Origin of the sequence: Faecalibacterium prausnitzii (assembly GCF_049532945.1) — a bacterium.
Lineage (GTDB): Bacteria > Bacillota > Clostridia > Oscillospirales > Ruminococcaceae > Faecalibacterium > Faecalibacterium prausnitzii_N.
Genome location: NZ_CP186691.1, coordinates 1,897,873 through 1,923,065, shown reverse-complemented (window position 1 = coordinate 1,923,065; position 25,193 = coordinate 1,897,873). Strand labels below are relative to the sequence as shown.

Here is a 25,193-nt window from a genome sequence, read left to right as displayed (position 1 = left end):
GAGTGGTGTCACAAATGGTACTCCTTTTTATACAGCACAAACTGCCGCACCCGTTTTTTGCAGGTGTGGCAGCTGTGAAAAAAGCCAAATTACAGTTTATAGATCTCATCCATGAACTGATCCAGGATGTTGTCTCCGGTCAGCTTTTTGATGGGCTTGCCGTGGATGAACAGCACCGCCTCGCCTTTGCCGCCGGCAATGCCGATGTCTGCTTCGCGGGCTTCACCGGGGCCGTTGACCACGCAGCCCATCACGGCCACCTTGATGGATTTTTTGCAGCCCTGCAGCCGCTTTTCCACCTCATTGGCGATCTCGGTGCAGGGATACTGGGTGCGGCCGCAGGTGGGGCAGGTGATGACCTCCGGGCCTGCTACCGGGAAGCCCACGGCGCGCAGGATGTTGTAGCCCGCTTCCACTTCCTTTTCCGGCTCTGCGGCCAGCGAGACGCGGATGGTATCGCCAATGCCTTCCAGCAGCATTCCGCCGATGCCCATGCCGCTTTTCAGCAGACCCATCTGGTAGGTACCCGCCTCGGTAACACCCACATGGAGCGGGTAATCCGTGACAGCGCTGAGCTGGCGGTAGGCCTCCATCATGCGAGGCACATTGGAGTTCTTGATGGAAATGACGATGTTGTTGAAATCGAATTTTTCCAGCAGGCGCACATGGTACAGTGCACTCTCCACCATGGCCTCCGGCGTGGGTGCGCCGTATTTTGCAAGGATGTGCTTTTCCAGACTGCCGCCATTCACGCCGATGCGGATGGGAATGTTCTTGCGCTGACAGGCATCCACCACAGCCTTCACCCGGTCATCGTCGCCGATGTTGCCGGGGTTGATGCGGATCTTATCCACGCCTACATCTGCGCAGGCCAGAGCCGCCTTGTAGTCAAAATGGATGTCTGCCACAATGGGGATGTTCACCGCATTCTTGACGGCTTCGATGCATTTTGCATCCGCCGGGCTGGGGCAGGTCACGCGCAGGATCTGACAGCCAGCAGCTTCGCACCGCTTTGCCTGCGCCACATTGCCCTCAATATCCTCCACCGGCACGTTGAGCATCGTCTGCACCGCAACAGGATTCTTGCCGCCGATGGTCACATTGCCGATTTTCACTTCCCGTTTTAACTGCCGCATTGTCATTTTCCTTTCTTTAGACCGCCCCGGTGATGAGCCGGATGATATCATTATAGGTTGCAAAGAGCATCAGGCCAAAGAACAGCGCGAACGCCGCCAGCGTCAGCCCGCTCTGGATCTTTTCCGGCACTGCATGGCCGGTAACGCCCTCAATGATCAAAAATACCACCTTGCCGCCATCCAGTGCCGGGAAGGGCAGCAGATTGAACACGCCCAGATTGATGGTGATGAGGGCCAGCAGCTCCAGCAGATCCTGCCAGCCGTAGCTTGCCGCCTGACCGATCGCTGTCACGATACCCACCGGGCCGGACAGATTGTTGATGCTCTCCCGGCCCCGCAGCAGGTCCATCAGGGAGGTGAAGATGATGCGCCCATAATAGAGCACACTGTTCCATGCTTCTTTTAACACATTGAGCGGTGTTTTTTTGATGCCGTACACCGTAAAGCCAAGGGTCATATGGGTCTGGCCGTTCTCGTCCTGCCAGGTGTCGAACCGGACGCAGGGCAGCTCCACCTTTTCGCCGCCGCGCAGAACGGTGAAGCGGGCGGAGTAGTCCTCGGTGCGCATCAATTCATAGAGCATGTCGTTCGCCACAAAGCACCGGCGGCCATTGACGGCCAGCACCTTATCCCCTGCTTCCAGACCCGTCTGGCCGCAGAGGGCACCATCGTCGATGGCGTAGATGACCCGGCTGGTGATGGGTTCGCTCTGTGCCGCAATGAGGATGACCATGACCACGAATCCCAGTAGGAAGTTCATGAACGCACCCGCCGCCATGATGAGGGCCCGCTGCCAGACCGCCGCCTCGTTCAGCGGCTTGCCGACAGGCTGCGCCGGTACTTTCTCGTTTCCGGCTCCTCCATCTGGGGAGCCGTCCGCGTCAGCGCACGAAGGGGGCGTCTGGGGTTCCGCATCGGGACACTCCCCTTTCTCCGCCTGCTGGCTCTCGGGGCTTTCCTCGCCCTCCAGCGCCACATAGCCGCCTACCGGCAATGCACGCAGGCTGTACTGGGTGCCATTCTGCGTCTTTTTGAGCAGAACAGGCCCCATGCCGATGGAAAACTCGTTGACCTGAATGCCGCAGAGCTTTGCCACGGTAAAGTGCCCGAATTCATGAATGGCGATCACAGCGCTGAACACGAGCACCGCAGCCAAAAGAGTAATGATAAAAGACATAGCTTCTCCAAAAATGAATTCATAAGCCGTGCGCGCTTACAGGTGGCTGCGCACGAAGGCGCGGGCCATTCTGTCGCACTCATACACGTCGGCCAGCGTGTAGTCGCCGCCAAAGCTGTCGCTGTCCACGACTGCTTCCACCAGACGGCCAATATCGAGGAAGCCAATTTTGTCCTCAAGGAAGAGCTTGACAGCTTCCTCATTGGCACCGTTGGCGGCGCATGGGCCGAGACCTCCCTTTTTGATGGCCTTTTTGCAGGCGGCAAGGCAGCGGAAGGTCTCGTCGTCTGCCACATCGAAGGTGAGCACCTTGAGGGTGGTGAAATCCAGCTCCGGCACCACGCCCGGCACACGGGCCGGGTAGGTCAGTGCATACTGGATGGGAATGCGCATATCCGGCACACCCAGCTGGGCAATGACCGAATTATCGCTGAACTGCACCGCCGAATGCACGATGCTCTGGCGCTGCACCACGATCTGGATCTTCTCCGGCGGCAGGCCGAACAGCCACACTGCCTCGATCAGCTCCAGACCCTTGTTCATCAGGGTGGCAGAGTCAATGGTGATCTTTGCGCCCATGTTCCAGTTGGGGTGCTTGAGGGCATCCGCCTTGGTCTTACCGCGCAGCTCCTCGGTCTTCATCCCGAAGAAGGGGCCGCCGGATGCCGTGAGCAGGATCTTGGTCAGGCTGGGGGCACTCTCCTTATCCTGCAGGCACTGGAAGATGGCCGAATGTTCACTGTCCACCGGCAGCAGCTTTACACCATGCTTTGCCACGGCCTGTGTGACCAGACGGCCGCCGGTGACAAGGCTCTCCTTGTTGGCAAGGGCCAGATCATGCCCGCTTTCAATGGCGCACAGGCTGGCACCAAGGCCTGCAATGCCCACAACGCTGTTCAGCACCACATCGGTGCCGTCCAGTGCGGCCAGCTGCTTGAGGCCCTCCGGGCCGGTCAGCAGCCGGGGCGCCTGGGCGCGGCCTGCCAGTGCAGCGTCCAGCCGGGCCGCTGCGCCGGGGTCCGTCATGCAGACGTACCGGGGGTGGAATTCTTCGATCTGCTGCAGGATCTTATCTACATGGCTGTGGGCAGAAAGACCGAACACCTCATAGCCCTGTGCACGGATCACATCCAGACTCTGGGTGCCGATGGAACCGGTAGAACCCAGCAGAGTGATTTTTTTCGACATCGTGTTTCCTCCTAAATTGAGCAAATCAGCGATAGAACACAGCGATAATGACCATCGTGACGAAAGGTGCGATGAACATCACACTGTCAAAGCGGTCCAGAATGCCGCCGTGCCCCGGGAAGATGGTGCCGTAATCCTTGATGCCGCACTGGCGCTTGACCACGCTGGCAAACAGATCGCCATAAATGCCCAGCACCGCCGCCACGCAGCCCAGCAGCGCGATGACGACATACATCGAGACACCGATGTTCGAACGGGTGAAGGCCTCCAGCCGGTCGGCTGCGATGGAGTAGATCACCGTGACGACCACGCCGCAGACCATGGTGCCCAGAACACCGCCAATGGCACCTTCCACGGTCTTTTTGGGGCTGACCACCGGGCAGAGCTTGTGCTTGCCAAAGGCACGGCCTGCAAAGTAGGCACAGGTATCGCCGCCCCAGGCAAAGCAGAGGATGAGCAAGATAAAGAACACCGCATCGTAGCCGTACTGCTCCACCGGCAGCAGCTCCTTGAGCCGGATAAAGGAATAGAAGCAGAAGATCACGATACCGGAGAACATCAGCAGGCCGCTGGCCTTCTGATAGCTGATGGTGCCATTGCGCACCACCAGATAGATGGCGTAGAACAGCACGAGCAGGAACGAAGCCGGCATGACCAGCGCCCGCCAGACGGAATAGCTGGACAACATGATCAGCAGCGTATACGGCACAGTGACGGCGTACAGCAGCCAGTCCTTCTTCTCGAAGCCGAGGGCCATATAGATCTCGTGGATGGCGATGAGGGTGATGGCAGCGATCACAAGGTTGAAGATCATCGTGTCAAAGGTAAAGAGCACACCGATCAGAACGAGGATACCCACCACTGCGGTTATGATTCGTGTTTTCATAGAGTGTTTCTCCTTGGTTGTGTTTGCCGGTTGTGTTTGCCGGGGATGGTTCAGATGCCGCCGAACCGGCGGGAGCGCTTGTTGAACTCCGTGATGGCGGCGTCGAGGTCATCGCGGGTGAAATCCGGCCACAGAACGTCCATTTCTACCAGCTCCGAGTAAGCTGCCTGCCAGAGCATGAAGTTGGACAGCCGCTTTTCTCCGCTGGGACGCAGGATAAAATCCGGGTCCTTCTGGCCAGCGGTATACATGGCATCGCTGAGCAGTTGTTCCGTGATCTCTTCGGGCTTTATCTCCCCTGCCGCCGCCTTTGTCGCCAGTTGCTGCGCCGCCCGCACGATCTCCGGGCGGCCGCCGTAGTTGATGGCAATGTTCAGGGTCATGCCGGTCTTGGAGGCAGAGTCGCCTTCCAGCTCATTCATCAGCTTCTGGAGCTTGGGGTCCAGCGCAGCGCGGTCGCCCATGAACTTGATGCGGATATTGCGGTTCTTGTAGTCAAAGCCCTTCAGCAGATATTCGCCGAACAGCCGCATGATGGCGTTGACCTCTTCCAGCGGACGCTTCCAGTTCTCGGTGGAAAACGCATAGAAGTACACCGACGAAACGCCCAGCTCATCGCAGTAGTTGGCGATATCCTGGAAGACGGCTGCACCCTTTTTGTGCCCGGCAGTGCGGGGCAGGCCGCGGTTCTTTGCCCAGCGGCCGTTGCCGTCCATGATGATGCCGATGGAAAGGCCCTCGGCAAATTCTTTAGGATGTTCCATTGTACTTCTCCTCTCTGCGGCAAAGATCTTTTGCCTCTGCCGGTCGGCAAAAAGTGCCGCGCACTACGACCAGCACACGGCACTTGGAAAGGTCTCGTTCGCCGCGGCGATCAGACAGACATGATCTCCTTCTGCTTTTCTTCCACCGCAGCATCGATGTTCTTGATATACTTGTCGGTCAGCTTCTGGACATCCTCTTCCATGGTCTTCTGGCTGTCCTCGGTCAGCTCGCCGGCCTTCTTCATGGCCTTGGCCTTATCCATAGCCTCGCGGCGGATGTTGCGCACTGCCACCTTAGCCTCCTCGCCCAGCTTGGAAACTTCCTTTGCCAGCTGCTTGCGGCGCTCCTCGGTGGGAGCCGGGAAGTTCAGGCGGATGGTAGAGCCGTCATCAATGGGAGTGATGCCCACATCGCTGGCCATGATGGCCTTGCTGATGGGGCGCAGCAGAGTACGGTCCCACGGGGTAATGGTCAGGGTGCGTGCTTCGGCCACAGCCACGGATGCCACCTGCTGGATGGGAGTGGGGGCACCATAATAATCCACGCTGACCTTATCCAGCACAGCGGGATTTGCGCGGCCTGCGCGCACAGCGCCCAGTTCGCGGCCCAGATGTTCGACCGAGCTCTTCATCTTGTCTTCGTAAACCTTGGTGTTGCTGCTCATTGCGGTAGTCTCCTGTTCCTTTTTATCTTGGGGCTGCGCTGCAATGCGTCTGCCCTATAATGTATGTCGGCTGCAGGCGTTTCAGCCCTCGTAAACCAGTGTGCCCACATTCTCGCCCTGCACGGCACGGGCAATGTTGTCCGGGTCGGCCAGATCGAACACGAGGATGGGCAGCTTGTTGTCGCGGCACAGAGTGGCAGCAGTGCCATCCATAACAGCCAGCTGGTCTTCCAGCACCTTGGTAAAGGTGAGGGTATCATACTTCTTTGCGTCGGCGTACTTGTGGGGATCCTTATCGTAAATGCCATCCACCATAGTAGCCTTGAACATCACATCGGCGCTCACTTCCACAGCGCGCAGAGCGGTTGCCGTATCCGTGGAGAAGAACGGGTTGCCGGTGCCGCCGCCGAACACGGCGATCTTGCCCTCATCCATGGCGTGCAGGGCGTCCTTGCGGGTAAAGGGCTGTGCCACCTGCGGCATGGTGATGGAGGTGAACACCTCAGTGGGCACACCCAGCTGTTCCAGCTTATCGGAAACAGCCAGTGCGTTCATCACGGTTGCCAGCATACCGATCTTATCGGCCAGAGTGCGCTCCATCTTGCCGCTGGAACGGCCGCGCCAGAAGTTGCCGCCGCCCACAACAATGCCGATCTGCACGCCGAGGTCGTGTGCTTTCTTCACGCCGCCGCAGATCGCGTCCATGGTGGGCTCGTCAAAACCCATGCCCTTTTCGCCGCCCAGTGCTTCGCCGCTGATCTTCAGAAGGATACGCTGATATTTCAATGCCATAATCCAAACACCACCTATGATATTTGAGCCGCCGGGAAGGACGGCCTTGTTTCTTCTGTCTATTTTACAATAAAATGCCTGCAAAGTAAACAGAAAAAGCAATTTGTCCCGCCAAACGACGCAAAACTAAAATTTATGCTGGACATTTCGGCCAAACCATGCTATACTATTTCTTGCATTCGCGGGCATCGTACATCGGCTAGTATATCAGCCTTCCAAGCTGAGGAGGTGGGTTCGATTCCCATTGCCCGCTCCATGCAGACAAAAAGAGCTCAGGTCATTTGGACCTGGGCTCTTTTTATTTGTTTTTGTTCATGCAAAAAAGGGGCCGCGCATTTGTTTCTGCGCGGCCCCCTGATTTTTATGCACTCAGACGAAGGAGAAATACAGAGCGCCTGCTGCTGCGCCCACGTTGGCGACGCCGAGCAGTGCACCGCCCAGCGAGCTGAAGTAGATCTTGGCCGAGTCGACCATGAGGTTGCCGTTGATGGTGCCCTCTTCTTCGGGGTACTGCTCCGGATACTGCTTCTGCACCTGCGCTGCAATAGAGCCGATGTTCGCAATGTTCACATAGGTCAGCAGACCCGCACCGGTGCCGAGTGCCGACGCCAGCACGCTGCTGATCTGGCCTTTCTTGATGGCATTCACAACGTTCACGATAGCAAGCACACCCATGGTCACGTTCATTGCCGTCGAGATCCATTTGCCGACCGTTTCCGCATCGAGTGCGCCGCCAGTCGTATATTCCAATTCCTCTTCGCTGAGGAGTGCGTAGCTGTTGGGATAAGTCATCATTTTTTCTTTACCTCCAAATGATCGTTCGAGAGGGGTCCATTTGTCCCCATTATAGAGGCTGCGGAAAAATCTGTCAAGAGACGAAACTTTTGTCCAAACATACAAAACCGCCGCACAGCGAAGTTTTTGTGCTTCGCGTACAGCGGTTTCACGAGGATTTCACGTTTTACTTCGGAATCGTGATGTTATGACAGAGTACCCGAAACGATAAAAGCCACCGGCTCTGCGAAACGATGACGGAGAGGGGTTTTATGATTCCTCTTGCCAAATCCCCTGTTTTGTGCTATACCTTTTCTTGTATTCATGCTTGTATTTATGGAGTCGGGAGGAATTTGAAAATGGAACTGGCACTTATCTGCGCACAGCAGGTCATCGTGTTGTTTTTGCTCATCGGGGCGGGCGCTGCCGCCATCAAGACCGGTGTGCTGAAGCCGGAAGGGCGGCAGACTCTCTCGAACCTGCTGGTCTATCTGGTCGTTCCGGCCATGATCGTCCACTCCTATATGATGGACTTCAGCGAGGAGATTCTGCACAACCTGCTGGCCGCGTTCGGGCTGAGCGTTCTGGCCATCCTCATCGGCACTGTGCTGACGCTGGCCCTGACTGCCCGGCAGAAAGACCGCCGGGCCCCCATCTTCCGGTTCGCATCGGTCTTCTCCAACGCAGCCTATATGGGCTTTCCGCTCATTTCGGCGCTGTTTGGGTCGGAGGGGCTGCTCTACGCCAGCGCCTACGTGACCGTGTTCAATATCCTGCTCTGGACCATGGGCTACGGCATGGTCAGCGGCAGTTCCAGCCCGAAGGAAGTGACCCGAAGCCTGCTGCGCACCCCGGTGCTGTATGCGATGGTGGTGGGCCTCGCCGTCTACCTGCTGCAGATCCCGGTGCCCGCCCTCATCGCCCAGCCGCTGGAACTGCTGAGCAACATGAACACCCCGCTTTCCATGCTCATCACCGGCATCCTCATCGCCACGGGCGACCTGAAGCAGATCGTCTGCGACCGGCACATCTGGAAACTGGCCGGGCTGCGGATGCTGGTCATCCCGGCAGTGTGTCTGGCGGCCTTTGCGGCGCTGGGTCTGCTGCGCTTCGGCATGAGCGCACAGGTGGTGCTGCTGTTGGAGTGCTGCCCTGCCGCTGCAATCACCTCAGTGTTCGCCGTTCAGTTCGGCCACGATGAGCAGTTCGCGGCCGGATGCGTGGTCCTCACCACCCTGCTCAGCATCGTCACCCTGCCCCTGTGCGCACTGGTGCTGACGGCGCTGATGTAACACGCGACGCAAAAAGGAACCGCTGCGTTTTGAACGCACAGCGGTTCCTTTTTTGTTTTCCATTATACCAGCGGCATGATGTTTTCCGGCGCCGCCCGGAGGAAGGCCGGGGTCTCCGGCGGGGGTGAAGAAAGGGACGTTTTGGAGACCTTCCACCACAGCTTTGCGCTGCCATCCACCGAGGTGCAGATGACATTCCAGTCGAACGGATTCTCGCTCGAAGCGCCCACACGCACCGGCAGCCGGTTGTCGCTGTCCGCTGCGGCGGGCACGAGGTCATGGGCGCGGATGCCCACGGCGGTGCAGGTTTCCGGCACCGGGAGCGCCACTGCAAGCTCCTGCTCCCAGCCGGTGAGATGCACCCGGTGCGCGTCCACTCGGACGCAGGGCAGGATGTTCTTGCAGCCGGTCAGGCGGGCGACGGTCAGGCGGCGGGGATCTGCAAAGACCTCTCTGGTCGTGCCGGCCCGGAGCACCTCGCCGCCATCCATCACGATCATATCCCGGCACAGGCGGTAGGCTTCGTCACGGTTGTGGGTGACCAGCAGCGCCGTGCCGCCAAACCCGGCCAGCAGGCCGCCCACTTCGCCCTCCACTTCCTCGCGCAGGTAGCTGTCCAGCGCACTGAACGGCTCGTCCAGCATCAGGATACGGGGCTTGCCCGCCAGAATGCGGGCCAGTGCAGCGCGCTGCTGCTGCCCGCCCGAAAGCTCACTGGGCAGGCGGTGGGCCAGTTCCTCCAGCCGCATGGCGCGCAGGGCCTCCGCACAGGCCGCTTTGCGGGCAGCGGGGTTCTTCTCCTTTTTCAGCGCGCAGAGGATGTTCTGCTCCACGGTCATGTTGGGGAACAGTGCGTAGTTCTGGAACAGCAGGCCCACGCCGCGCTGCTGCGGCGGCAGGTCGATGTGCTGGGCGCTGTCAAACAGCACCCGGCCGTCCAGTACGATGCGGCCCGCATCCGGCTTTACGATACCGGCAATGCAGCGCAGGGTCATGCTTTTGCCGCAGCCGGACGCGCCGAGGATGGCGGCGGTGGTATTGCCCGCTGTGAACTCCGTGCGAAGGGTAAAGCCGTCGAACCGTTTGGTGATCTTGACGTCCAGGCTCATGTGTGCTTTCCTCCCTGCTTCTGTTTGCGTTCCAGCAGGTTGACCGCCAGCAGCACCACTGCCGAGATCACGATATCCACCAGTACCCAGCGCATGGCACCGGCTTCGTCGTTGGTGCGCCACAGCTGGTACACGGTGGTGGCAATGGTGGCGGTCTTGCCGGGGGTGTAGCCTGCGATCATGCTGGTGGCACCGTACTCGCCCAGCGCGCGGGCAAAGGCCAGCACCGTGCCGGCCAGAATGCCTTGACGGCAGCAGGGCATCCGCACCCGCCAGAAGATCCACACGCCCGACTGGCCCAGCGTTTGCGCCGACCATGCCAGCGTTTCGTCAAAGCTTTCAAACGCGCCGCGCGCCGTGCGGTACATCAGCGGAAAGGCCACCACGATGGATGCAAAGATGGCACTGTACCAGTTCATGACCAGCTTCACGCCGAAATGCTCCATGAAAAAGATGCCCAGCGGCCGCTTTGCGCCGAACAAAAGCAGCAGAAAATAGCCCACCACCGTGGGCGGCAGCACCATGGGCAGGGTGAGCACCACGTCCAGCGCGCCTTTGACAGTGCGCGGCAGCTTGGCAATATAGTAGGCGGCAAAAATGCCAAGGAAGAACACCGCCGCGCAGCTGACGAGGGCGATGCGCAGGCTGTTCCAAAGGGGATACCAGTCCATAAATGATACCTCCGAATAAAAAGGCTTCCCCCAGAGGGGAAGCTCTGAAAAACAACGGATTTACAGTGCGGTGAAGCCCACGCTCTCGAACACGGTCGCGGCGCGGTCGGTCTGCAGATAGGCCAGAAACTCCCTGGCAGCCTCGGCGTTGGGGGCGGCCTTCAGCACGGCGGCAGGATAGATGACCTGACCGCACATCTCTTTGGTGGCCTCATCCACAGGGGTCAGGCCTGCGCTGTAGGCATCGGTGCAGTACACGACACCGGCATCCACGCTGGCTTCGGTGATCTGGGTGGTGACCTCCTTGACGTTGGAGCCGTAGGTGATGACACCGGCTGCGGCCAGTGCTTCCTCGTCCAGAGCGTAGTAGGCAAGGATCTTCTGGGTGTACTGGCCCACGGGCACATCGCTGTTGCCCATGCAGAACAGAATGTCCCCGGCCTTGAGGTGCTCGGCCAGAGAATCGAAGCTGTCGATGCCCTTATCGCCATTCTCGGGCACGCACAGAACGACCTTGTTCTCCAGCAGGTCCACGCGGGAATCGCTGTCCACGAAGTCCAGTCCTTCGGTGTTCACATCGGCGGAAGCGGTGCTGTCCAGCTGGTTCATCTGCTTCTGACCGGCGGAGATGAACAGGTCGCAGTCCGCGCCTTCCTGAATCTGGGTCTTGAGGGTGCCGGAGGAGTCGAAGTTGAAGCTGAAGGTCACGCCGGGGTTCTCGGCAGAGTAGATCTCGCCGATGGCGGTCAGCGTCTCGGTCAGGGACGCTGCAGCGAAGACGATCAGCTCGACGGACTCGCCCGAAGCAGCCTCCGAAGAGGCAGCGGCAGAGCCTGCCACGGAGGAAACGGAGCTGCTGGAGCCGCCGCAGGCGGTCAGGGCAGCAGATGCGGACGCGATGCCGGCAGCGCACAGGAAGCCGCGGCGGGAGATCTGGGTATTCATGGTCATTTCTCCTTCTGTTGTTCTCATGGATCTATCGTTTACAGCGTCTCCCGCAGGGCGGGGCTGTAAAGGCCGCATTACTTCCGGGCGCATTCGCCGTCCAGCCCGGCGGCAAGGCGGATGCCGTGCGCAAGGCTGGGCAGGATGTACTCGAGGTTTTCTTTTACGGCCTTAGGGCTGCCCGGCAGGTTCACGATCAGGGTCTTGCCGCGCAGCACACTGGCGGCACGGCTCAGCATCCCGCGCGGTGTGATGGTAAGGCTATGGTACCGCATGGCCTCGGCAATGCCGGGGGCGCTGCGGGTGGCCACGGCATAGGTGGCCTCCGGGGTGATGTCGCGCGGGGAGAAGCCGGTGCCGCCGGTGGTGAGGATCAGGTTCACCTGTCGGCCGTCGGCCAGCCGGATGAGCTGGGCCTTCAGCGCCTTGGTCTCATCGGGCAGGATCATGGTCTCCTCCACTTTGTACCCGGCGGCGGTGAGCATTTCCACAATGAGCGGGCCGCTTTTGTCCTCCCGTTCGCCGCGGGCGCCTTTGTCCGACAGGGTGATGACGGCTGCGCGCAGCGGCGGGTCTTCTTCCGGGGGCAGCAGGATCATCTCATCGCCCACATGGAGCGTGCCGCCGTGGAGCACACGGGCGAACACGCCCTCCCGCGGCATGATGCAGTCGCCGGTCTGCCGGCGGATGGCGCAGTCGCTGTGGCACTCCTTGCCGATCTGGGTCATTTCCAGCACGACCTCACCGACCTGAAAGCGGCTGGTGACGGGCAGATTGCGGAAATCGAACCCTTCCACTACCAGATTTTCGCCAAAGGCACCGTAGTCCACCCAGATCTTCTTGCGGAAGTTCTCGATCTTTTCCGCGCTCAGCAGGCTGACCTGCCGGTGCCAGCTTCCGCCGTGGGCGTCGGTCTCAATGCCCCATTCCGGGGTCAGGGTGGCTTCGGGCACCTCGGTCTTGACGGTGCCGCGCTTCGGGCTGGTGCAAATGGCCAGGATCTTTCCCATATTATCCTCCGATCCGGTACATCCCGCGCGTAGCCGGGACATCCTGTTTCAATTCAAAGTGGTGCTCCTGGGGCTTTTCCCAGATGGTGGTGCGGATGGCGCTGAGCAGCTCTTCGTCCGACGCGCCGCTACGCAGGAGCGTTTTCAGGTCGCAGCCCGCCTCGCTGGCAAGGCACGGACGCAGAAAGCCCTGACTTGTCAGCCGCACCCGGTTGCAGGAAGCGCAGAATTTGCCGTGCACGGCTGCAATGAAGCCTACGCTCCCCTGCCAGCCCGGCGCGGTGTAGTAGACTGCCGGGCCGTCGCCGATGCCTGCCGTTTCCTGACGGGAAAGCGGGGCCAGCTCCGGCCAACGCTTCCGGAAGCGGGCCAGCAGGTCCGGCCCGGAGATGCAGGGCATCGCGGCTCCATAGCCGATGGGCATCATCTCAATAAAGCGCACCTGCAAAAACTTTGTCTCCGCCAGAGCAGCCAGCGCTTCCAGCTCGCCCTCGTTCACGCCGGGCTGCGGCACACAGTTCAGCTTGACGGGCAGGCCGCTTTCCAGCGCGGCCCGGATGCCCGCCATCACGTCCGCAAAGGCGTCCCGTGCGGTGATGCGGGCGAACACTTCCGGTGAAAGGGTGTCCAGACTGATGTTCACGCTGTCAAGGCCCGCCGCCAGCAGGGCGGGCAGCTTCTGGGCCAGCAGCACGCCGTTGGTGGTCATGGTGACACGGCGGATGCCGGGAATGGCTTTCAGCTGCGCCACCAGATGATCCACGCCTTTGCGGACCAGCGGCTCGCCGCCGGTGACGCGGACCGTATCCACCCCGCACTGCGCAAACAGTGCGGCAAGGCGGAGAAATTCTTCGTACGTCAGGATATCTTCCCGTTCCAGTTTCTCCACACCGTCCGGCATACAGTAGCGGCAGCGCAGGTTGCACAGGTCGGTGACCGAAAGGCGCAGATAGTGGATATTGCGGCCGTATGCATCAAACATAGCCGCCCTCGGCCCGCACATAGTGCCCGCTCTTGCCGCCGGTCTTCTCGACCAAGTGGATCTCGCCCAGCTCCATGCCCTTATCCACGGCCTTGCACATATCGTAGATGGTGAGCAGCGCGGCAGAAACGCCGGTCAGAGCTTCCATTTCCACGCCGGTCACGCCGATGGTCCTGGCGGTGCAGCGGGCCTCCACCGCCCGGCGCTCCGGCAGCAGTTCGAACTCGATCTGCACCTTGGTCAGCGGCAGCGGATGGCACAGGGGAATCAGCTCGCTGGTGCGCTTGGCCGCCATGATGCCTGCAATGCGGGCCACGCCAAGCACGTCGCCTTTTTTCACCGTGCCGTTCTGCACGGCGGCAAAGGCGTCTTCGTTCATGGTAATGATGCCGTGGGCCGTGGCCTCGCGGGAGGTGACAGGCTTGCCGCTCACGTCCACCATCACCGCATTGCCCTCGGCATCGAAATGGGTCAGTTTATTTTCTGTTGTATTCATAAAATTCACGTTATCCTTCGTGTCGCCTTTCACAACGGAGCTGGTTCAGCAATGCCCGAAGCCGCAGTTGGGCCAGGTGCAGGTGCCGCAGCCCAGGCAGAGGCCGCCCTCGCCCAGCCGGGCAATGTCCTCGGCAGTGATGGGGTCGTCGGCCAGCAGGCGCGGCAGCAGCAGGTCAAAAATGGTGCGCTTGGCGTACATCACGCAGCCGGGCAGGCCGCACACCGGCACACCGTCCAGATAGCTCACAAGGAACATGGCACCCGGCAACACCGGTGCGCCATAGGTGATGATCTCGGCACCGGTGTTCTTGATGGCAAGCGGCGTGCGGTCGTCGGGGTCTACGCTCATGCCGCCGGTGGTAAAGATCAGCTCGCAGCCTGCGGCCTTTGCTTCCAGAATGGCCGCCGTAATGCCCGCCGGGTCGTCATCGCAGACCTTGTGGAAGACCATCTCGCAGCCGTATTCGGCCAGCTTGCCCACCAGAATGGGGGTGAATTTGTCCTCGATGCGTCCCTTGAACACCTCGCTGCCGGTGGTGATGACCGCAAACTTTTTCGGGTGGAAAGGCAGCACGTTCAGGATGGGTTCGCTGCCTGCCGCAGCCTGCATGGCATCCATCTTCTCCTGCTCGATCACCAGCGGGATGATGCGGGTGCCGGCCAGCTTCTGGCCCTTTTTCACGGGCAGGTCGCCGTGGATGGCAGCGATCATCATTTGGGGTGTGCGGTTCACGGCCAGCAGGGCGGCGCGGTCGATCTTCAAAAGACCGTCGCAGTCGGCAACCAGTTCGATCTTGCCTTCCTTCGGCTCAGTGCCGTGGATGTTCCTGCCCGCAGCGGCCCGATAGAGCAGCGCGGCGGCTTCGTCCTCATGGAGGATGCCGGGCGTCTTTTCCCAGACGTACAGGTTCTCCTTGCCGATGCTCAGCAGCACCGGGATATCCTCCGGCTGGACGATGTGCCCTTTGCGGAAGCGTGCTCCCTTGAACTGGCCGGGAATGATCTGTGTAATGTCGTGGCAGAGCACCTGCCCGACAGCGTCTTCGGTACGGATGAGTTTCATATTCGCTTTCCTCTCTTCCTCACAGCGCGGGCATCTGGGCTGCGATCCAGTCGGCCAGTGCCTCCGGCTCATCCAGTGCAAAATCAGCGCCCGGCACATCGCCCACGATGGCCAGCGGCTCAAAGGAAGCCGGCTCATTGGAGATGGCGCTGCGCACCACTTCGATCTTGGCCCAGCCGCTCTCCTTGAAGCCCTCCATCAGCACCAGATCATAGCCGTGGCGCTCGAACAAAGCCAGCAGGTCCTGCTCGTTCAGGCGGAACGCTTCCGTGAGCAGATAGCGCTGCCCGGAAAAGACGGCCACGCCCTCGGCTCCGGCTTCGCGCAGGCGGAAGCTGTCGGTGCCGGGGACATCGGGGGTGAAATCGTGGCCGTCGTGCTTGATGACGCCCACCTTCAGCCCCCGCGCCCGCAGCAGCGGGATGAGCTTTTCCAAAAGGGTGGTCTTGCCGCTGTTGTGCACCCCGCTGACGGCAAGCACCGCCGGGTGTTTCAGGCTCAGCTCTGCGGCCAGAGCCTCTTTGCGTTCAGTATACAAAGGAAAGCACCTCCACTTCCTCGCCCGGCTCCACCGGGCCGCTGCCAGCAGGCAGCTCCACCAAAGAATTGCAGCCGATCATAGCCGACAGGCTGCCGGACGAATGGGCCTCGGTGTTGCCCTCGCCGGGGATGGCAACGGTGCCGCCCGATGCTCTGGCCCGCAGGTAGCGGTTCCCCTTGCTGGGCTTGGAAAAGCCGGTGGTCAGGGTGCGGCGGGTGCGGGGCAGGATGCAGGCTTCCTCCTGCCGCCCGGCGGCCCGCAGCAGGGCCGGGACGGCGTATTGTTCCAGAGTGGCTGCGGCGGCAAAGGGGTTGCCCGACAGGCAGAACACGAGTTTTCCCTCGACCTCTGCGGCCAGCATCGGGCTGCCGGGCTTCTGGGCGACCCCCGCAAAAATGCTTCGGGTACCCAGCATTTCCAGCACTACGGGCAGATAATCCTTCTGCCCGACCGACACGCCGCCGCTGGTGATGACGGCATCGCACCCGGTGAGCAGTTCTTCCAGCTCGGCGGCGATGCGGGCCGGGTCGTCCGAGCAGTGGCGGCGGCGGACGGCGAAACCCAGCTGGCGCAGGCGGGCCGCATTCTGGATGCCGTTGGCGTCGTAGATCTTGCCGGGCGCCCAAAGCTCTCCGGGGGCCAGAAGCTCGCTGCCGGTGGCCAGCACACCGATGGTGAGCGGCTTGTACACCGGCACTTCGGCATAGCCCTGCCCGGCCAGCACACCGAGGTGGGCAGGCGTGAGTACCGTGCCCACTTCGGCGACCAGCGCTCCGGCGGCGATGTCCTCGCCCCGGAAGACCACGTTCGCGTTGTGGGAAAGTTCGGCGTAGATGTGCACGGTCTCTTCCCCGCCGTCGGTCTGCTCCTGCATCAGGACGCAGTCGGCCCCGGCGGGCAGCGGTGCACCGGTCATGATGCGGGCCGCGCACCCGGCAGGCAGCTCTGCCGTGGGGGCGTCCCCGGCATAGAGCTTCATCACCACCGGCAGGGCTTTGGGGGTCATCTCCCCGGCCCCGGCGGTGTCGGCGCTGTGAAGCGCGTAGCCATCCAGCGGGCTCCGGTCAAAGGGGGGCTGGTCCATCCGGGCGCAGAGCGGCGCAGCGGCGATTCGTCCGCAGGCCTCGTCCAGCCCGACATTCTCGACCGCAGGCCGGGGCAGTGCCGCCGCGGCATCCAGCACCCGGCGCAGCGCCTCGGCAGGCGCACAAAAAGGCTGTTTCATCGAAAATATCCTCCATTTTATCCCGCAGAGAGCCGCCGTCCGCTATGGCCCGGACAGCATGCCCCTCGGCGGGTTCCATCGTTTTCAAACGGCAGGTAAAAAATGCGGGGACGTCTTGACCGAAAATCAAAACGCCCCCGCAGAAAACACGACGCACACCCCGCGCGGCTGTTTGCAGACAGCTGTGCCGGGCGGGGACTCGCTCCGCGCGGGCTGTTGCAGCAGCCATGCACAGGGCAGGCCCCGGTGTCGGGTCGATGGGAGGAGTTCTTTTTTTCAAATTGCAGCGTTTCTTCTGCGGGAAGGCGGCCGGGTTTCCCCTGCCACCCTTGAATGCCGGTCTGCGGTGCAGGCCCTTAGCATTGCGGCGCGGCGTCAGTGCCCTGCGGGTTTAGACGCCTTTGCTCAAAGAAGCTCTTATACCCTATTCAGTTTTGATCTGGAATGTTTAATCGCAGAACTCATCCACGTCGCTGATGGCTTTGGCGTAGCGGCGGGTGAGATACTGGGTGGAAAAGAGGAACCGCTCGTTCTGGTTGTTGGTCAGCTCCTCAATGTCCGCAAACTCCGGCCTGCCCTGCATGGTCTTCCAGGTCTGCTCGATCTCGTCCGGCGCAAGGCCGTAGGGGGAGCGCTGGAAGTAGCGCAGCGGGGTGGCGCTGGGGTAGATGCGGGCATTGAACCGCACCATCTCCGCGAACATCACACACAGGTCCCGGTCCTCAATGAGCTGCGCGATCATCGCGTAGTTGTCGCTCATGTTGGCGCTGGAATAGTAGTAGGTGTCCTTGGCACCGGTGCGGGAGACGATGTCCTCACACTGGGGGTCCTGCGGCATCTGGGCCAGCAGCTCGTCGGCGTTTTCCACCTCCGAGGCCAGCTGGGCATGTGCCGTGACCAGAGCGGCCGCCGAGCGGGAGCGGATGAACCCTGCCAGCTGCTGCGCCGGGGTCAATTCCGGCAGTTCCGGAGCCGTTTTGGTGGGCTGGTCTGCGTAGGGGTCGTTCTCCGCATCGGGGGCAGCGGCCAGAAAGTCCAGCAGCTCCGGCTTGGCGTCAGCCGCGTCGGTGCCTTCCGGCACAGCGGGGGCCTCAGCGGCTTCGGGCGCGGCCTCGGCGGCCTGCTGCTTTGCAGCCAGCTCGCTGGTCTCGCGCTCCACCACAGCCATCACGTCCTCGCCCGCCTTGGCGGCGCTGCCATCGAAGGTGCTGCCCGTCTCTTTCAGGCGGCGGGCGGTCTCGCTGGCGGCGTCGATGCTGAACACCTCTGCCTTGGGCTTTTTCTTTGCGGCCATCTCCGCCTTCTGCAGATCCAGCACGACCTGTTCGGGGTCGGCTGCGCCATCCACAGTGGTGGTATAGCCGGGTTTGCGTCTGCCAAACAACATGGCAAATTTCCTCGTTTCTGTGGGATTTTACTCAGCGGCCTCGGTGGTCTGGGCATAAATGCCGCGCTTTTCGAGGTCGTCGGCCATATCGGCCAGGTCGAACTTCTCCAGAGTCTCGCGGGTGGGCACACCGGTGGTCAGATCCCAGCCAAAGATATTGTAGAACAGATCCTTGGCCTTTTCCATATCCGCGCGGTCCAGCTTGGTGGTGCCGGCCTCGAATGCCTTGAAATCCGGCTCCTTGTCGAAGACCCAGTCGCAGATAGCGTCGTGCTCCTGGCGCAGGTTTGCACTGCCGCAGTTGTTCTGGAAGCTGATGGCGGTCATGGCGCGGAGCATCTGGGTGATGCGCTCGCCAGCCTCCTGCAGGCCTGCCTGGGTGTAGGTCTCGCCGGTAACAGCAGTCATAAAGTCTGCCTGCAGATCCAGGTCGCCGTGGTACTCACGCTCCTTGGAGGGAGACTGGGTCATGGGCCACATCCAGTTGCAGAGAGTAGCAGAGTCGTGGAAGTTCTTGTCGTTGACGCAGTAAGCCGCCAGCTTTGCCTTGTTCTCGTTGATGGGGGTGTAGCTCTTGGCCTTGTCGTAGCAGCCCTCGCCGAAGAAGTCTTCCATGACCTTCTTGGTCACTTCATACGGAGCGCCGGAACCGGTCTCGCAGACGATCTCGTGGATCATGCAGTCACGGTTGTAAACGAGGTTGTACAGCATACCAACCTGCCATGCCTCAGCAGGGCCGTGGTGGTTGGGGAAGCCGTTGTAGATCAGGTTGGAGTTGGTTGCACCATCGTCGCGATCCAACCAGCTCTTGGGCAGGCCGAACTTTTCCATCATAGCCAGCGTACCCTTGGCGATGACCGACAGGTCGCCCTCGCCGTAGGCCATGCGGCGGATGAGCTCGACCTCCCAGCGGGGGTCACCGGCCTTCTCCCAGGACCAGGGCAGCGAATCGTACTCTTCCTCGCTGATGTACTGGGTGGCCTCCTCGCGGGGCATCCGCAGGATCCACAGCAGATCGCGGTTCAGGTTGCCGTAGTTGTCCCACAGGCCCATATCGTCCACAGCGTGAGCCCAGGCCAGATTGATGACCATGGTGCCGTCGCCCTCGTACTTGAAGTCATGGACGCCGTCCGGGTACACGCGGGTGCCGTACAGCACGGGCATGCAGGTGTTGGAGTTGTGGGTGGGCAGGTCGTAATCGGCCAGCGGGTCCACATCGTACTCGGTGTAGCAGCGGATGGGGCAGGAAGAGCAGCCGCCGTTCTTCACGGTGTACTCCGCAGCCGGTGCGCCGAAGTCAAAGTAGCCCTTGAAGCAGCGCAGCGCCACCTTGTTGATGTCGTTGTAGGGCTGCTCACCGGTGTCCACGGGGCCGCCGGGGGCCTTTTTCCACATGCGGCCGGGTGCGCCGGACCAGCGGTTCTTGCCGGAGGTGGCGCTGTATTCCGCCCAGCTCTGGGGCTGTGCGGGCACGTTGTGGTTGTTGTTGCCGCCGATCAGGTTGCCCATCATGTAGTTGGACAGCTCCAGCACCTTCTTGGGGTCAGCCACCTTGACGCTGCCGGTGCCGCGGATGGCCAGGCCCTTCAGCTTCTTGTTGCCCATGGCAGCGCCCAGACCGGCACCGCCGGAGTTGCCGAAGCTGGTGTTCAGGGTGGAGTAATCCACCAGATTCTCACCGGCGGGGCCGATGGAAGCAGTCTCGAACTCACGGCCGTTCTGCTCCACCATCCACTTGTTGGCAGCAAAGGTGCCCTTGCCCCAGATCGCGCTGGCATCTTCCAGAGAGACGTCGCCGTCCTCGATGCGCAGGTAGACGGGCTTTTCGGAGATGCCGCTGATGATGATGCCGTCGTAGCCGGCATACTTCAGCATGGGGCCGATGTGGCCGCCCATGTGTGCATCGATGATGGAGTGGCCCTTGGACCAGGTGGAACGGAAAGTCACGTTCATGCGGCCGGAGCAGGGCACACCGGAGCCGGTCAGGGGGCCGACACCGAAGATGACCAGTGCCTTTTCGTCATAGGGGTCGAGGTCCATGGGAGCCTCGTCGTACATGATGCGGTAGGCCATGCCCATACCGCCGATGTATTTATGGTATTGGGTGTCATCCTCCGTCGTGATCTCGCCGGTGGTCAGATTGACACGCAGGAGCTTGCCTGCCCAGCCATAAGATTCAGCCATTGTTTTTCCTCCTTACAGGTCCATGTAGGCAGCCTGTGCTGCGCTGGTGACGGCGTCCCAATCCACGATGGACAGAGCGCCGGACGGGCAGCCTGCGACGCAGGCACCGCAGGCGATGCACTTGGACGACTTGCCGGTCTCCGGGTTGACGGTGGGCATGTGCCAGGGGCAGGCCTCGTGGCAGGCACCGCAGCCGATGCACTTGTCGGTATCCACGACGCGGATGCCCTGATCGTTGGTGGTGATGGCCTTCTGCGGGCAGGCGTTGCCGCAGGCAGGGTCCTCACACTGGCGGCAGGTGTCCGGGAAGTAGACCCAGCAGTTGTCCGTGCCGGAGAGCAGGCCGTTGCCGGCGCCATCCAGATTGAGGCGGCGCTGGATCTTGACGCGGCTGATGTAGGAAGAGCAGACGCCGTCGTTGGTCAGGGTGCAGTTGATCTCGCAGCGCTGGCAGCCGGTGCACAGATCTGCGTTGACGACCAGCAGGCCCTGGGGCAGTGCCCAGGTCGCCACTGCGCCGGCATCGACCTGCTGCTGCGAGCAGCCGAACAGCGACAGCATGGATGCGGAAAGGCTCAGCCCTGCAAGGCTTTTGCCCGAAATTTTCATGAATTGACGGCGGGTCATATCCGCTGTCAGGAAATCGGTTTTTGCCATAGGTTCCATTCCTCCGTGAAGTTACTCTGCGCTGAGCACTTCGGTCACATAGAAATAACTGTTGTTGACGATGTTCGTCACGGCGGTCGAGGTGATCGTTGCACCCGTCAGTGCATCCACCTCGGTCAGGTCGGCGCTGGCGGCACCGGCGTCCTCACCGGAAGTCGTCAGTTCGGCCTGTTCCAGACGGTAGGCCGCCTGTTTTTCTGCCGACCAGTCTGCAAAGGGCGATGCCTGGTCCTCGCCGTCCTGTGCGCTCTTGCTCAGGCCTGCCGCATAGAGCTTGCGGCGTGCCACAGCCTCAGCGCTGGAATCCAGCGGAGGTGCCAGCTCGTCGTCCAGCGGCTGACCGTTCAGAGCCGAGAGCGTGAGGCCCGCCTCGTACATCTTACGGGTGGCCTCGGCCTCCGGGGAAGCATCGCTGACCCGCCAGTTGGCCGGGTCAAAATCCTCTGCGGGGGCTTCTGTTTCGCTGCTGCCTGCGGCGGCATAGCTCGTGCCGGTGGCCGGGTCGGTCACCGTGTAAGCCTTGCCTGCCAGCGCGAAAGGAGCTGCGCCCTGGTACTGGGACGTGAACTCCGGGTCTACGCACTGGCCACCGAGGTTGTCGGTCTCGCCCTGCGCCAGGATGGCAACGCTTTGCACATTGCCCGTGCTGTCAAGGGTCACGCCTGCCTCTACATCGCTCTGGAAGCCCTTCTGGGTGCCCACCACATAATAGGTGTTCTCGTCCAGCTGGTACACCGCGCGGATGCCATAGGTAGCGGCGTCGGCATCTGCCAGGGGCAGAAGGGTGCCTGCCACCGTGGTGCGGGCACTCATCAACCCATGCAGACCCAGCGCCATTGCCAGTGTGGCCGCGCCCATGGCGGCATAGCCCGGCAGCCGTCTGCGCCACAACGGCTGCGGCGCATGATTTGCCTGCTTCATTGTTTCACCTGCCTATTCTTATCGTCATGCACGGAGAGCTTCCATGCACGAAAAACAGCCGCTCAGCCTGCTGCAACAGTGCCGAACGGTATCTTCGTTATAAGAATAACATCATCCGCACAGGTTAGTCAACGTATACCCGCTTGATTTTCCAGATTTTTATGGAACCTTCACGAAATTCTTGCGTGAAATTCGTTCTTCTTTTGGATGAGCAGCCTCAATCCGTATTCTTCCGCCAGCTCCACCGACTGAACGGTGGGCATCGTCTTGCTGACGAGGGCGGGAACACCGGCGCGGATGGCCTTGCGTACCATATCCACTGGCACCCGGCCGCTGGTGTAAAGGACGCACTCCCCCAGCGGCACTCCGTCCGCCAGTGCGCAGCCGACGGCTTTGTCGAGTGCATTGTGGCGGCCCAGATCCTCGCACTGGTACAGGATACGGCCCGCCCGCAGCAGAAAACAGCTGTGCACAGCGCGGGTGGCGCGGTAGAGCGGCAGTTCCCCGCCCATGGCTGCGGCCAGCATCCCGACCCAGGCCTCCGGCACATCCAGCTGCGGCACCGGGGCCAGCGGGCGGAGTACCACCGGAGAGGCCACGGTCAGGTTGTCGGTGCAGCAGCTCGGCACCTCCTGCCCGGCGGCGGGGGCCGCAGCCAGCGGGTGGGTCAGGTGGACGCTGACCTTGAGCCCCTCAGCGCAGACAGCCACCTGCTCGACCTCGTCGGCGGAGGCGATCCACCCTTCGGTCAGCAGGCGGCCCAGCGCCAGCTGCGGCAGAAGCTCCGGGGTGCACACCACCCGGAACGCCGTCTGCTCGTTGACGAGGAGGGATGCGGCGTGTTCAACGGCCAGCAGCCGTTCCCCGCCCTGCGGCAGGCGGACCAGCTCGGCCCCCGGCCGGCTCCCAAAACGGTCTACGATCTTCATCCGCTCACTCCCCGATGTAGGCAAAGCGGGGTTGAACTCTGCCGTCCCGCTCCACGGTCTCGCACCACATGGCGGCAGGACGCACCCAAAGCCCGCGTTCCCCGTACAGGGCGCGGTACACCACCATTTCCTCTTCGGTCTCGCTGTGGCGGGCCATGCCCAGCACTTCGTATTCGTTGCCCTTGAAATGCCGGTAGCGGCCGGGCCTGATCTCATAATGGAATTCCATCCCGTTTTCCTCCTGCTGATGTTTTTCTTATTGTATCATGATTCCGCTCCGCTGAAAAGATGCCAGAAAAATCGCCTCAAATTTTGGGCGAAACGGTCGGGAAGAGTCGTTTTCTTTTGCCGTTTTTTGTGGTATACTACTTATAAATATATAACGTTCTGAAAAAACGGATCTTTCAACCGAGGTGAGATCTTATTGAGCCGTTCCAACTGCACCCTGCGGCAGGCAAATGCCGCTTACCGGGCGCTTCGGCAGGAAACACAGGCCCTCGTCCGGCGGGCCGAAACTGCCCTCATCACCGCCATCGTACTGTATAAGCTCCTCACCGAGCTTGTGTTCCTCCCCGCCATGCGGGGCATCTGGAGCCTGACGCTCCGCGTTTCGCCGGTGAACTACCTGACGAACACCAACGCGCACCAGATCTTTACGGCCCCCAGCATTCTGGGCGGCATCGCGCTCATCGCCATTCTGGTGGCGCTCTGGAACCTGTATGAATTTTCCATCGTGCTGCACGGGCTGGACCGGGCCCGCCGGGGGAGCCTTCCGGTCTGCCCGCCCTGTTCCGGGCCTCCCTCGCGGACATCCGCCACGTGCTGCACCCGAAAAACTGGCCCATCCTGCTCTACTGTGTGCTCCTCATCCCGTTCACGGACATGTACGTCACCGCCAGCTACATCACCCAGCTGGCCGTGCCCGAATATATCCTGGGCGTCATCCGGGCAAAGCCGGGCATTCTGGCGCTGTATGGGGCAGGCATTCTGGCCGTTGTGCTGCTGACCGTCTTCTTTGCTCTGGTGCTGCCCCTGTTCATGCTGGAACGCAAATCGTTCGGCTCTGCCGTGAAAGAGAGCTGCCGCTGTGTGAAGCAGCGGTTCTGCGAAGTCCTGACTGCGCTGGCCCGGTGGAACATCGGGGTGCTGCTGCGTACCGGCCTGCTCTTTGCGCTGGCCGCTGCCCTGCTGTACGGCATCGCGGCGCTGGTAGGGCTGGAAAGCACCCGCGCCATGCTGCTGCTCTCCCGCGCACTGCAGCTGGTGGAGCTGCCCTTCTTCGGCTTTCTGCTGGACTGCCGGGTCACTGTGGCCCAGTGCACCATCCTCGGTCTGCTCTACTTCCGGATGCAGGGATTGCCCCAGCCGGACGTGCCGCCGGATCATAAGCCCGCCCGCCGCAGCGGCCGTCTGCTGCTGACGGCTCTTGTGGCAGGCGTCACCCTCGCGAGCTGCGCCGCCACGGTCTATCTGCTCAGCCTGCCCCAGGACGACGCCCTGCTCTCGGCGGTGGGCGGTGTGACGCCCCTTGTCACCTACCACCGCGGCGACTGCTCCATTGCCCCGGAAAACACCATCCCCGCTTTCCGGTCCGCCATCCGGAAGGGCGGCGACCGCATCGAGCTGGATGTCCAGATGAGCTGGGACGGCGTGGTGGTCGTGACCCACGACACCAGCCTGAAGCGCTGCACCGGCAAAAACGCCAAGGTGTACGATCTGACCTTTGCGGAGATCGAAACGCTGGACGCGGGCCGCTGGTTCAGCGCCCGCTTTGCCGGGACGCGCATCCCCTCGTTTGAGGAAGTGCTGCAGCTCTGTCAGGGCCGCATCGACCTGAACGTGGAGATCAAGCCCAGCGCCGCCACCCCGACGCTGGAAGCTGAGACCGTCCGCCTGCTTCGGGCGTACGGTTTCGAGGGGCACTGCGTCATCACCTCGCAGAGCTATGAGACGCTGCACAAAGTCAAGGAGCAGGCCCCGGATATCCCCACCGGCTACATTCTGGCGCTGGGCGTCGGTAACTACTACGACCTGCCGGATGCCGACTTTTTCAGCGTGGAGCATACGTTCATCACCTCCGGCATGGTCAATCAGATCCACCTGCGCGGCAAGACCATCTCGGCCTGGACCATCGCCCAGGAGGACGACGCCCGCCACATGATGGAGCTGGGCGCAGACGACCTCATCACCGACAAGCCCGACCTGGTGCATGAGCTGCTGCGCCAGAATGCCGAGATGGATACCACCCTGCTCTCGCTCCGCGATGCGATCCAGGGCTGGTTCTTCCCTGCCCCGGACGAAGAAGTTTCGGACGAGGCGGAGGATGTCATCGAAGATGTCATCGAGGACCCGGAAGAGTTCCTGGATGCCGCATGATCCCCGCCAAAA

The 25,193-nt window shown here is 61.5% G+C and carries 25 protein-coding genes, 1 tRNA gene and 1 pseudogene; 4 read left to right on the top strand and 23 right to left on the bottom strand.

Annotated features, from left to right (window positions below):
• Nucleotides 1-89 precede the first annotated feature (89 nt).
• The 7 genes from ispG to pyrH all read right to left on the bottom strand — a co-directional run bounded on the left by ispG (nucleotide 90) and on the right by pyrH (nucleotide 6,608).
• Entirely contained in the window at nucleotides 90-1,142 is a 1,053-nt protein-coding gene (gene ispG / locus ACNQFG_RS09545; protein ID WP_423404724.1) for a flavodoxin-dependent (E)-4-hydroxy-3-methylbut-2-enyl-diphosphate synthase, read from the bottom strand.
• A 10-nt stretch (nucleotides 1,143-1,152) separates the two neighbouring features.
• Entirely contained in the window at nucleotides 1,153-2,313 is a 1,161-nt protein-coding gene (locus tag ACNQFG_RS09540; protein WP_423404723.1) for a M50 family metallopeptidase, read from the bottom strand.
• Between the two features lie 36 nt (nucleotides 2,314-2,349).
• Nucleotides 2,350-3,501 (bottom strand): 1-deoxy-D-xylulose-5-phosphate reductoisomerase, encoded by a 1,152-nt coding sequence (gene dxr / locus ACNQFG_RS09535; protein WP_423404722.1) that lies wholly within the window; start codon nucleotides 3,499-3,501, stop codon nucleotides 2,350-2,352.
• A gap of 25 nt (nucleotides 3,502-3,526) precedes the next feature.
• On the bottom strand, nucleotides 3,527-4,387 hold the full coding sequence (locus ACNQFG_RS09530) for a phosphatidate cytidylyltransferase (protein ID WP_423404721.1): 861 nt from the start codon (nucleotides 4,385-4,387) through the stop codon (nucleotides 3,527-3,529).
• Nucleotides 4,388-4,437: 50 nt separating this feature from the next.
• On the bottom strand, nucleotides 4,438-5,151 hold the full coding sequence (uppS, locus tag ACNQFG_RS09525) for a polyprenyl diphosphate synthase (protein WP_423404720.1): 714 nt from the start codon (nucleotides 5,149-5,151) through the stop codon (nucleotides 4,438-4,440).
• A gap of 110 nt (nucleotides 5,152-5,261) precedes the next feature.
• The gene (gene frr, locus ACNQFG_RS09520) at nucleotides 5,262-5,816 is read right to left on the bottom strand and encodes a ribosome recycling factor (RefSeq protein WP_005945866.1); all 555 of its coding nucleotides are present in this window, start codon (nucleotides 5,814-5,816) and stop codon (nucleotides 5,262-5,264) included.
• Nucleotides 5,817-5,897: 81 nt separating this feature from the next.
• Nucleotides 5,898-6,608 carry a UMP kinase gene (gene pyrH / locus ACNQFG_RS09515; protein WP_423404719.1) on the bottom strand — a complete coding sequence of 237 codons (711 nt, stop codon included), beginning with the start codon at nucleotides 6,606-6,608 and terminating at the stop codon, nucleotides 5,898-5,900.
• Between the two features lie 181 nt (nucleotides 6,609-6,789).
• Between pyrH and ACNQFG_RS09510 the strand changes: the two genes are divergently transcribed.
• Nucleotides 6,790-6,864 (top strand) — tRNA-Gly (locus ACNQFG_RS09510).
• A gap of 113 nt (nucleotides 6,865-6,977) precedes the next feature.
• Here the strand turns inward: ACNQFG_RS09510 and ACNQFG_RS09505 are convergent.
• Entirely contained in the window at nucleotides 6,978-7,403 is a 426-nt protein-coding gene (locus ACNQFG_RS09505; protein ID WP_423404718.1) for a hypothetical protein, read from the bottom strand.
• 338 nt (nucleotides 7,404-7,741) lie between these two features.
• On the opposite strand from ACNQFG_RS09505, the gene ACNQFG_RS09500 reads away from it, so the two are divergent.
• Nucleotides 7,742-8,674, top strand: coding sequence for an AEC family transporter (locus tag ACNQFG_RS09500; protein WP_423404717.1), 933 nt, complete (start codon nucleotides 7,742-7,744; stop codon nucleotides 8,672-8,674).
• Between the two features lie 62 nt (nucleotides 8,675-8,736).
• Here ACNQFG_RS09500 and ACNQFG_RS09495 read toward each other — a convergent pair whose 3' ends face one another.
• From ACNQFG_RS09495 to ACNQFG_RS09425, 15 genes are all read right to left on the bottom strand, one after another.
• Nucleotides 8,737-9,783, bottom strand: coding sequence for a sulfate/molybdate ABC transporter ATP-binding protein (locus ACNQFG_RS09495; protein WP_423404716.1), 1,047 nt, complete (start codon nucleotides 9,781-9,783; stop codon nucleotides 8,737-8,739).
• Nucleotides 9,780-10,454 carry a molybdate ABC transporter permease subunit gene (gene modB, locus ACNQFG_RS09490; RefSeq protein WP_423404715.1) on the bottom strand — a complete coding sequence of 225 codons (675 nt, stop codon included), beginning with the start codon at nucleotides 10,452-10,454 and terminating at the stop codon, nucleotides 9,780-9,782. Before modB ends, ACNQFG_RS09495 begins: the two co-directional genes overlap by 4 nt.
• A 60-nt stretch (nucleotides 10,455-10,514) precedes the next feature.
• Nucleotides 10,515-11,399, bottom strand: coding sequence for a molybdate ABC transporter substrate-binding protein (modA, locus tag ACNQFG_RS09485; protein ID WP_423404714.1), 885 nt, complete (start codon nucleotides 11,397-11,399; stop codon nucleotides 10,515-10,517).
• Nucleotides 11,400-11,476: 77 nt separating this feature from the next.
• Nucleotides 11,477-12,409: a molybdopterin-binding protein gene (locus ACNQFG_RS09480; RefSeq protein WP_423404713.1), complete on the bottom strand. Its 933-nt coding sequence runs from the start codon at nucleotides 12,407-12,409 to the stop codon at nucleotides 11,477-11,479.
• A gap of 1 nt (nucleotide 12,410) precedes the next feature.
• On the bottom strand, nucleotides 12,411-13,391 hold the full coding sequence (moaA, locus tag ACNQFG_RS09475) for a GTP 3',8-cyclase MoaA (RefSeq protein ID WP_423404712.1): 981 nt from the start codon (nucleotides 13,389-13,391) through the stop codon (nucleotides 12,411-12,413).
• Entirely contained in the window at nucleotides 13,384-13,887 is a 504-nt protein-coding gene (gene moaC / locus ACNQFG_RS09470) for a cyclic pyranopterin monophosphate synthase MoaC (protein ID WP_423404711.1), read from the bottom strand. Before moaC ends, moaA begins: the two co-directional genes overlap by 8 nt.
• Nucleotides 13,888-13,932: 45 nt before the next feature.
• Nucleotides 13,933-14,952 (bottom strand): molybdopterin-binding protein, encoded by a 1,020-nt coding sequence (locus tag ACNQFG_RS09465; RefSeq protein WP_423404710.1) that lies wholly within the window; start codon nucleotides 14,950-14,952, stop codon nucleotides 13,933-13,935.
• Nucleotides 14,953-14,971: 19 nt separating this feature from the next.
• A complete protein-coding gene (gene mobB / locus ACNQFG_RS09460) occupies nucleotides 14,972-15,490 on the bottom strand; it encodes a molybdopterin-guanine dinucleotide biosynthesis protein B (RefSeq protein WP_423404709.1) in 519 nt (172 codons plus the stop codon).
• A complete protein-coding gene (gene glp, locus ACNQFG_RS09455; protein WP_423404708.1) occupies nucleotides 15,480-16,718 on the bottom strand; it encodes a gephyrin-like molybdotransferase Glp in 1,239 nt (412 codons plus the stop codon). Before glp ends, mobB begins: the two co-directional genes overlap by 11 nt.
• 448 nt (nucleotides 16,719-17,166) lie before the next feature.
• Nucleotides 17,167-18,105, bottom strand: coding sequence for a hypothetical protein (locus tag ACNQFG_RS09450; protein WP_423404707.1), 939 nt, complete (start codon nucleotides 18,103-18,105; stop codon nucleotides 17,167-17,169).
• A 27-nt stretch (nucleotides 18,106-18,132) separates the two neighbouring features.
• A complete protein-coding gene (locus ACNQFG_RS09445) occupies nucleotides 18,133-20,289 on the bottom strand; it encodes an aldehyde ferredoxin oxidoreductase N-terminal domain-containing protein (protein ID WP_423404706.1) in 2,157 nt (718 codons plus the stop codon).
• A 12-nt stretch (nucleotides 20,290-20,301) separates the two neighbouring features.
• Nucleotides 20,302-20,946, bottom strand: a complete 645-nt coding sequence (locus ACNQFG_RS09440; protein ID WP_118552836.1) for a ferredoxin-like protein — start codon at nucleotides 20,944-20,946, stop codon at nucleotides 20,302-20,304.
• 21 nt (nucleotides 20,947-20,967) lie between these two features.
• Entirely contained in the window at nucleotides 20,968-21,876 is a 909-nt protein-coding gene (locus ACNQFG_RS09435) for an FMN-binding protein (RefSeq protein ID WP_423404705.1), read from the bottom strand.
• 170 nt (nucleotides 21,877-22,046) lie between these two features.
• Nucleotides 22,047-22,805, bottom strand: coding sequence for a formate dehydrogenase accessory sulfurtransferase FdhD (locus ACNQFG_RS09430; protein WP_423404704.1), 759 nt, complete (start codon nucleotides 22,803-22,805; stop codon nucleotides 22,047-22,049).
• Nucleotides 22,806-22,809: 4 nt separating this feature from the next.
• A complete protein-coding gene (locus tag ACNQFG_RS09425) occupies nucleotides 22,810-23,034 on the bottom strand; it encodes a DUF1653 domain-containing protein (protein ID WP_423404703.1) in 225 nt (74 codons plus the stop codon).
• Between the two features lie 333 nt (nucleotides 23,035-23,367).
• On the opposite strand from ACNQFG_RS09425, the pseudogene ACNQFG_RS09420 reads away from it, so the two are divergent.
• Together ACNQFG_RS09420 and ACNQFG_RS09415 are read left to right on the top strand one after the other, a co-directional pair.
• A pseudogene (locus ACNQFG_RS09420) lies at nucleotides 23,368-23,502 on the top strand (hypothetical protein); the annotation flags it as partial.
• Between the two features lie 122 nt (nucleotides 23,503-23,624).
• Nucleotides 23,625-25,181, top strand: a complete 1,557-nt coding sequence (locus tag ACNQFG_RS09415) for a glycerophosphodiester phosphodiesterase family protein (RefSeq protein ID WP_423404702.1) — start codon at nucleotides 23,625-23,627, stop codon at nucleotides 25,179-25,181.
• The last annotated feature ends 12 nt before the right edge of the window (nucleotides 25,182-25,193 follow it).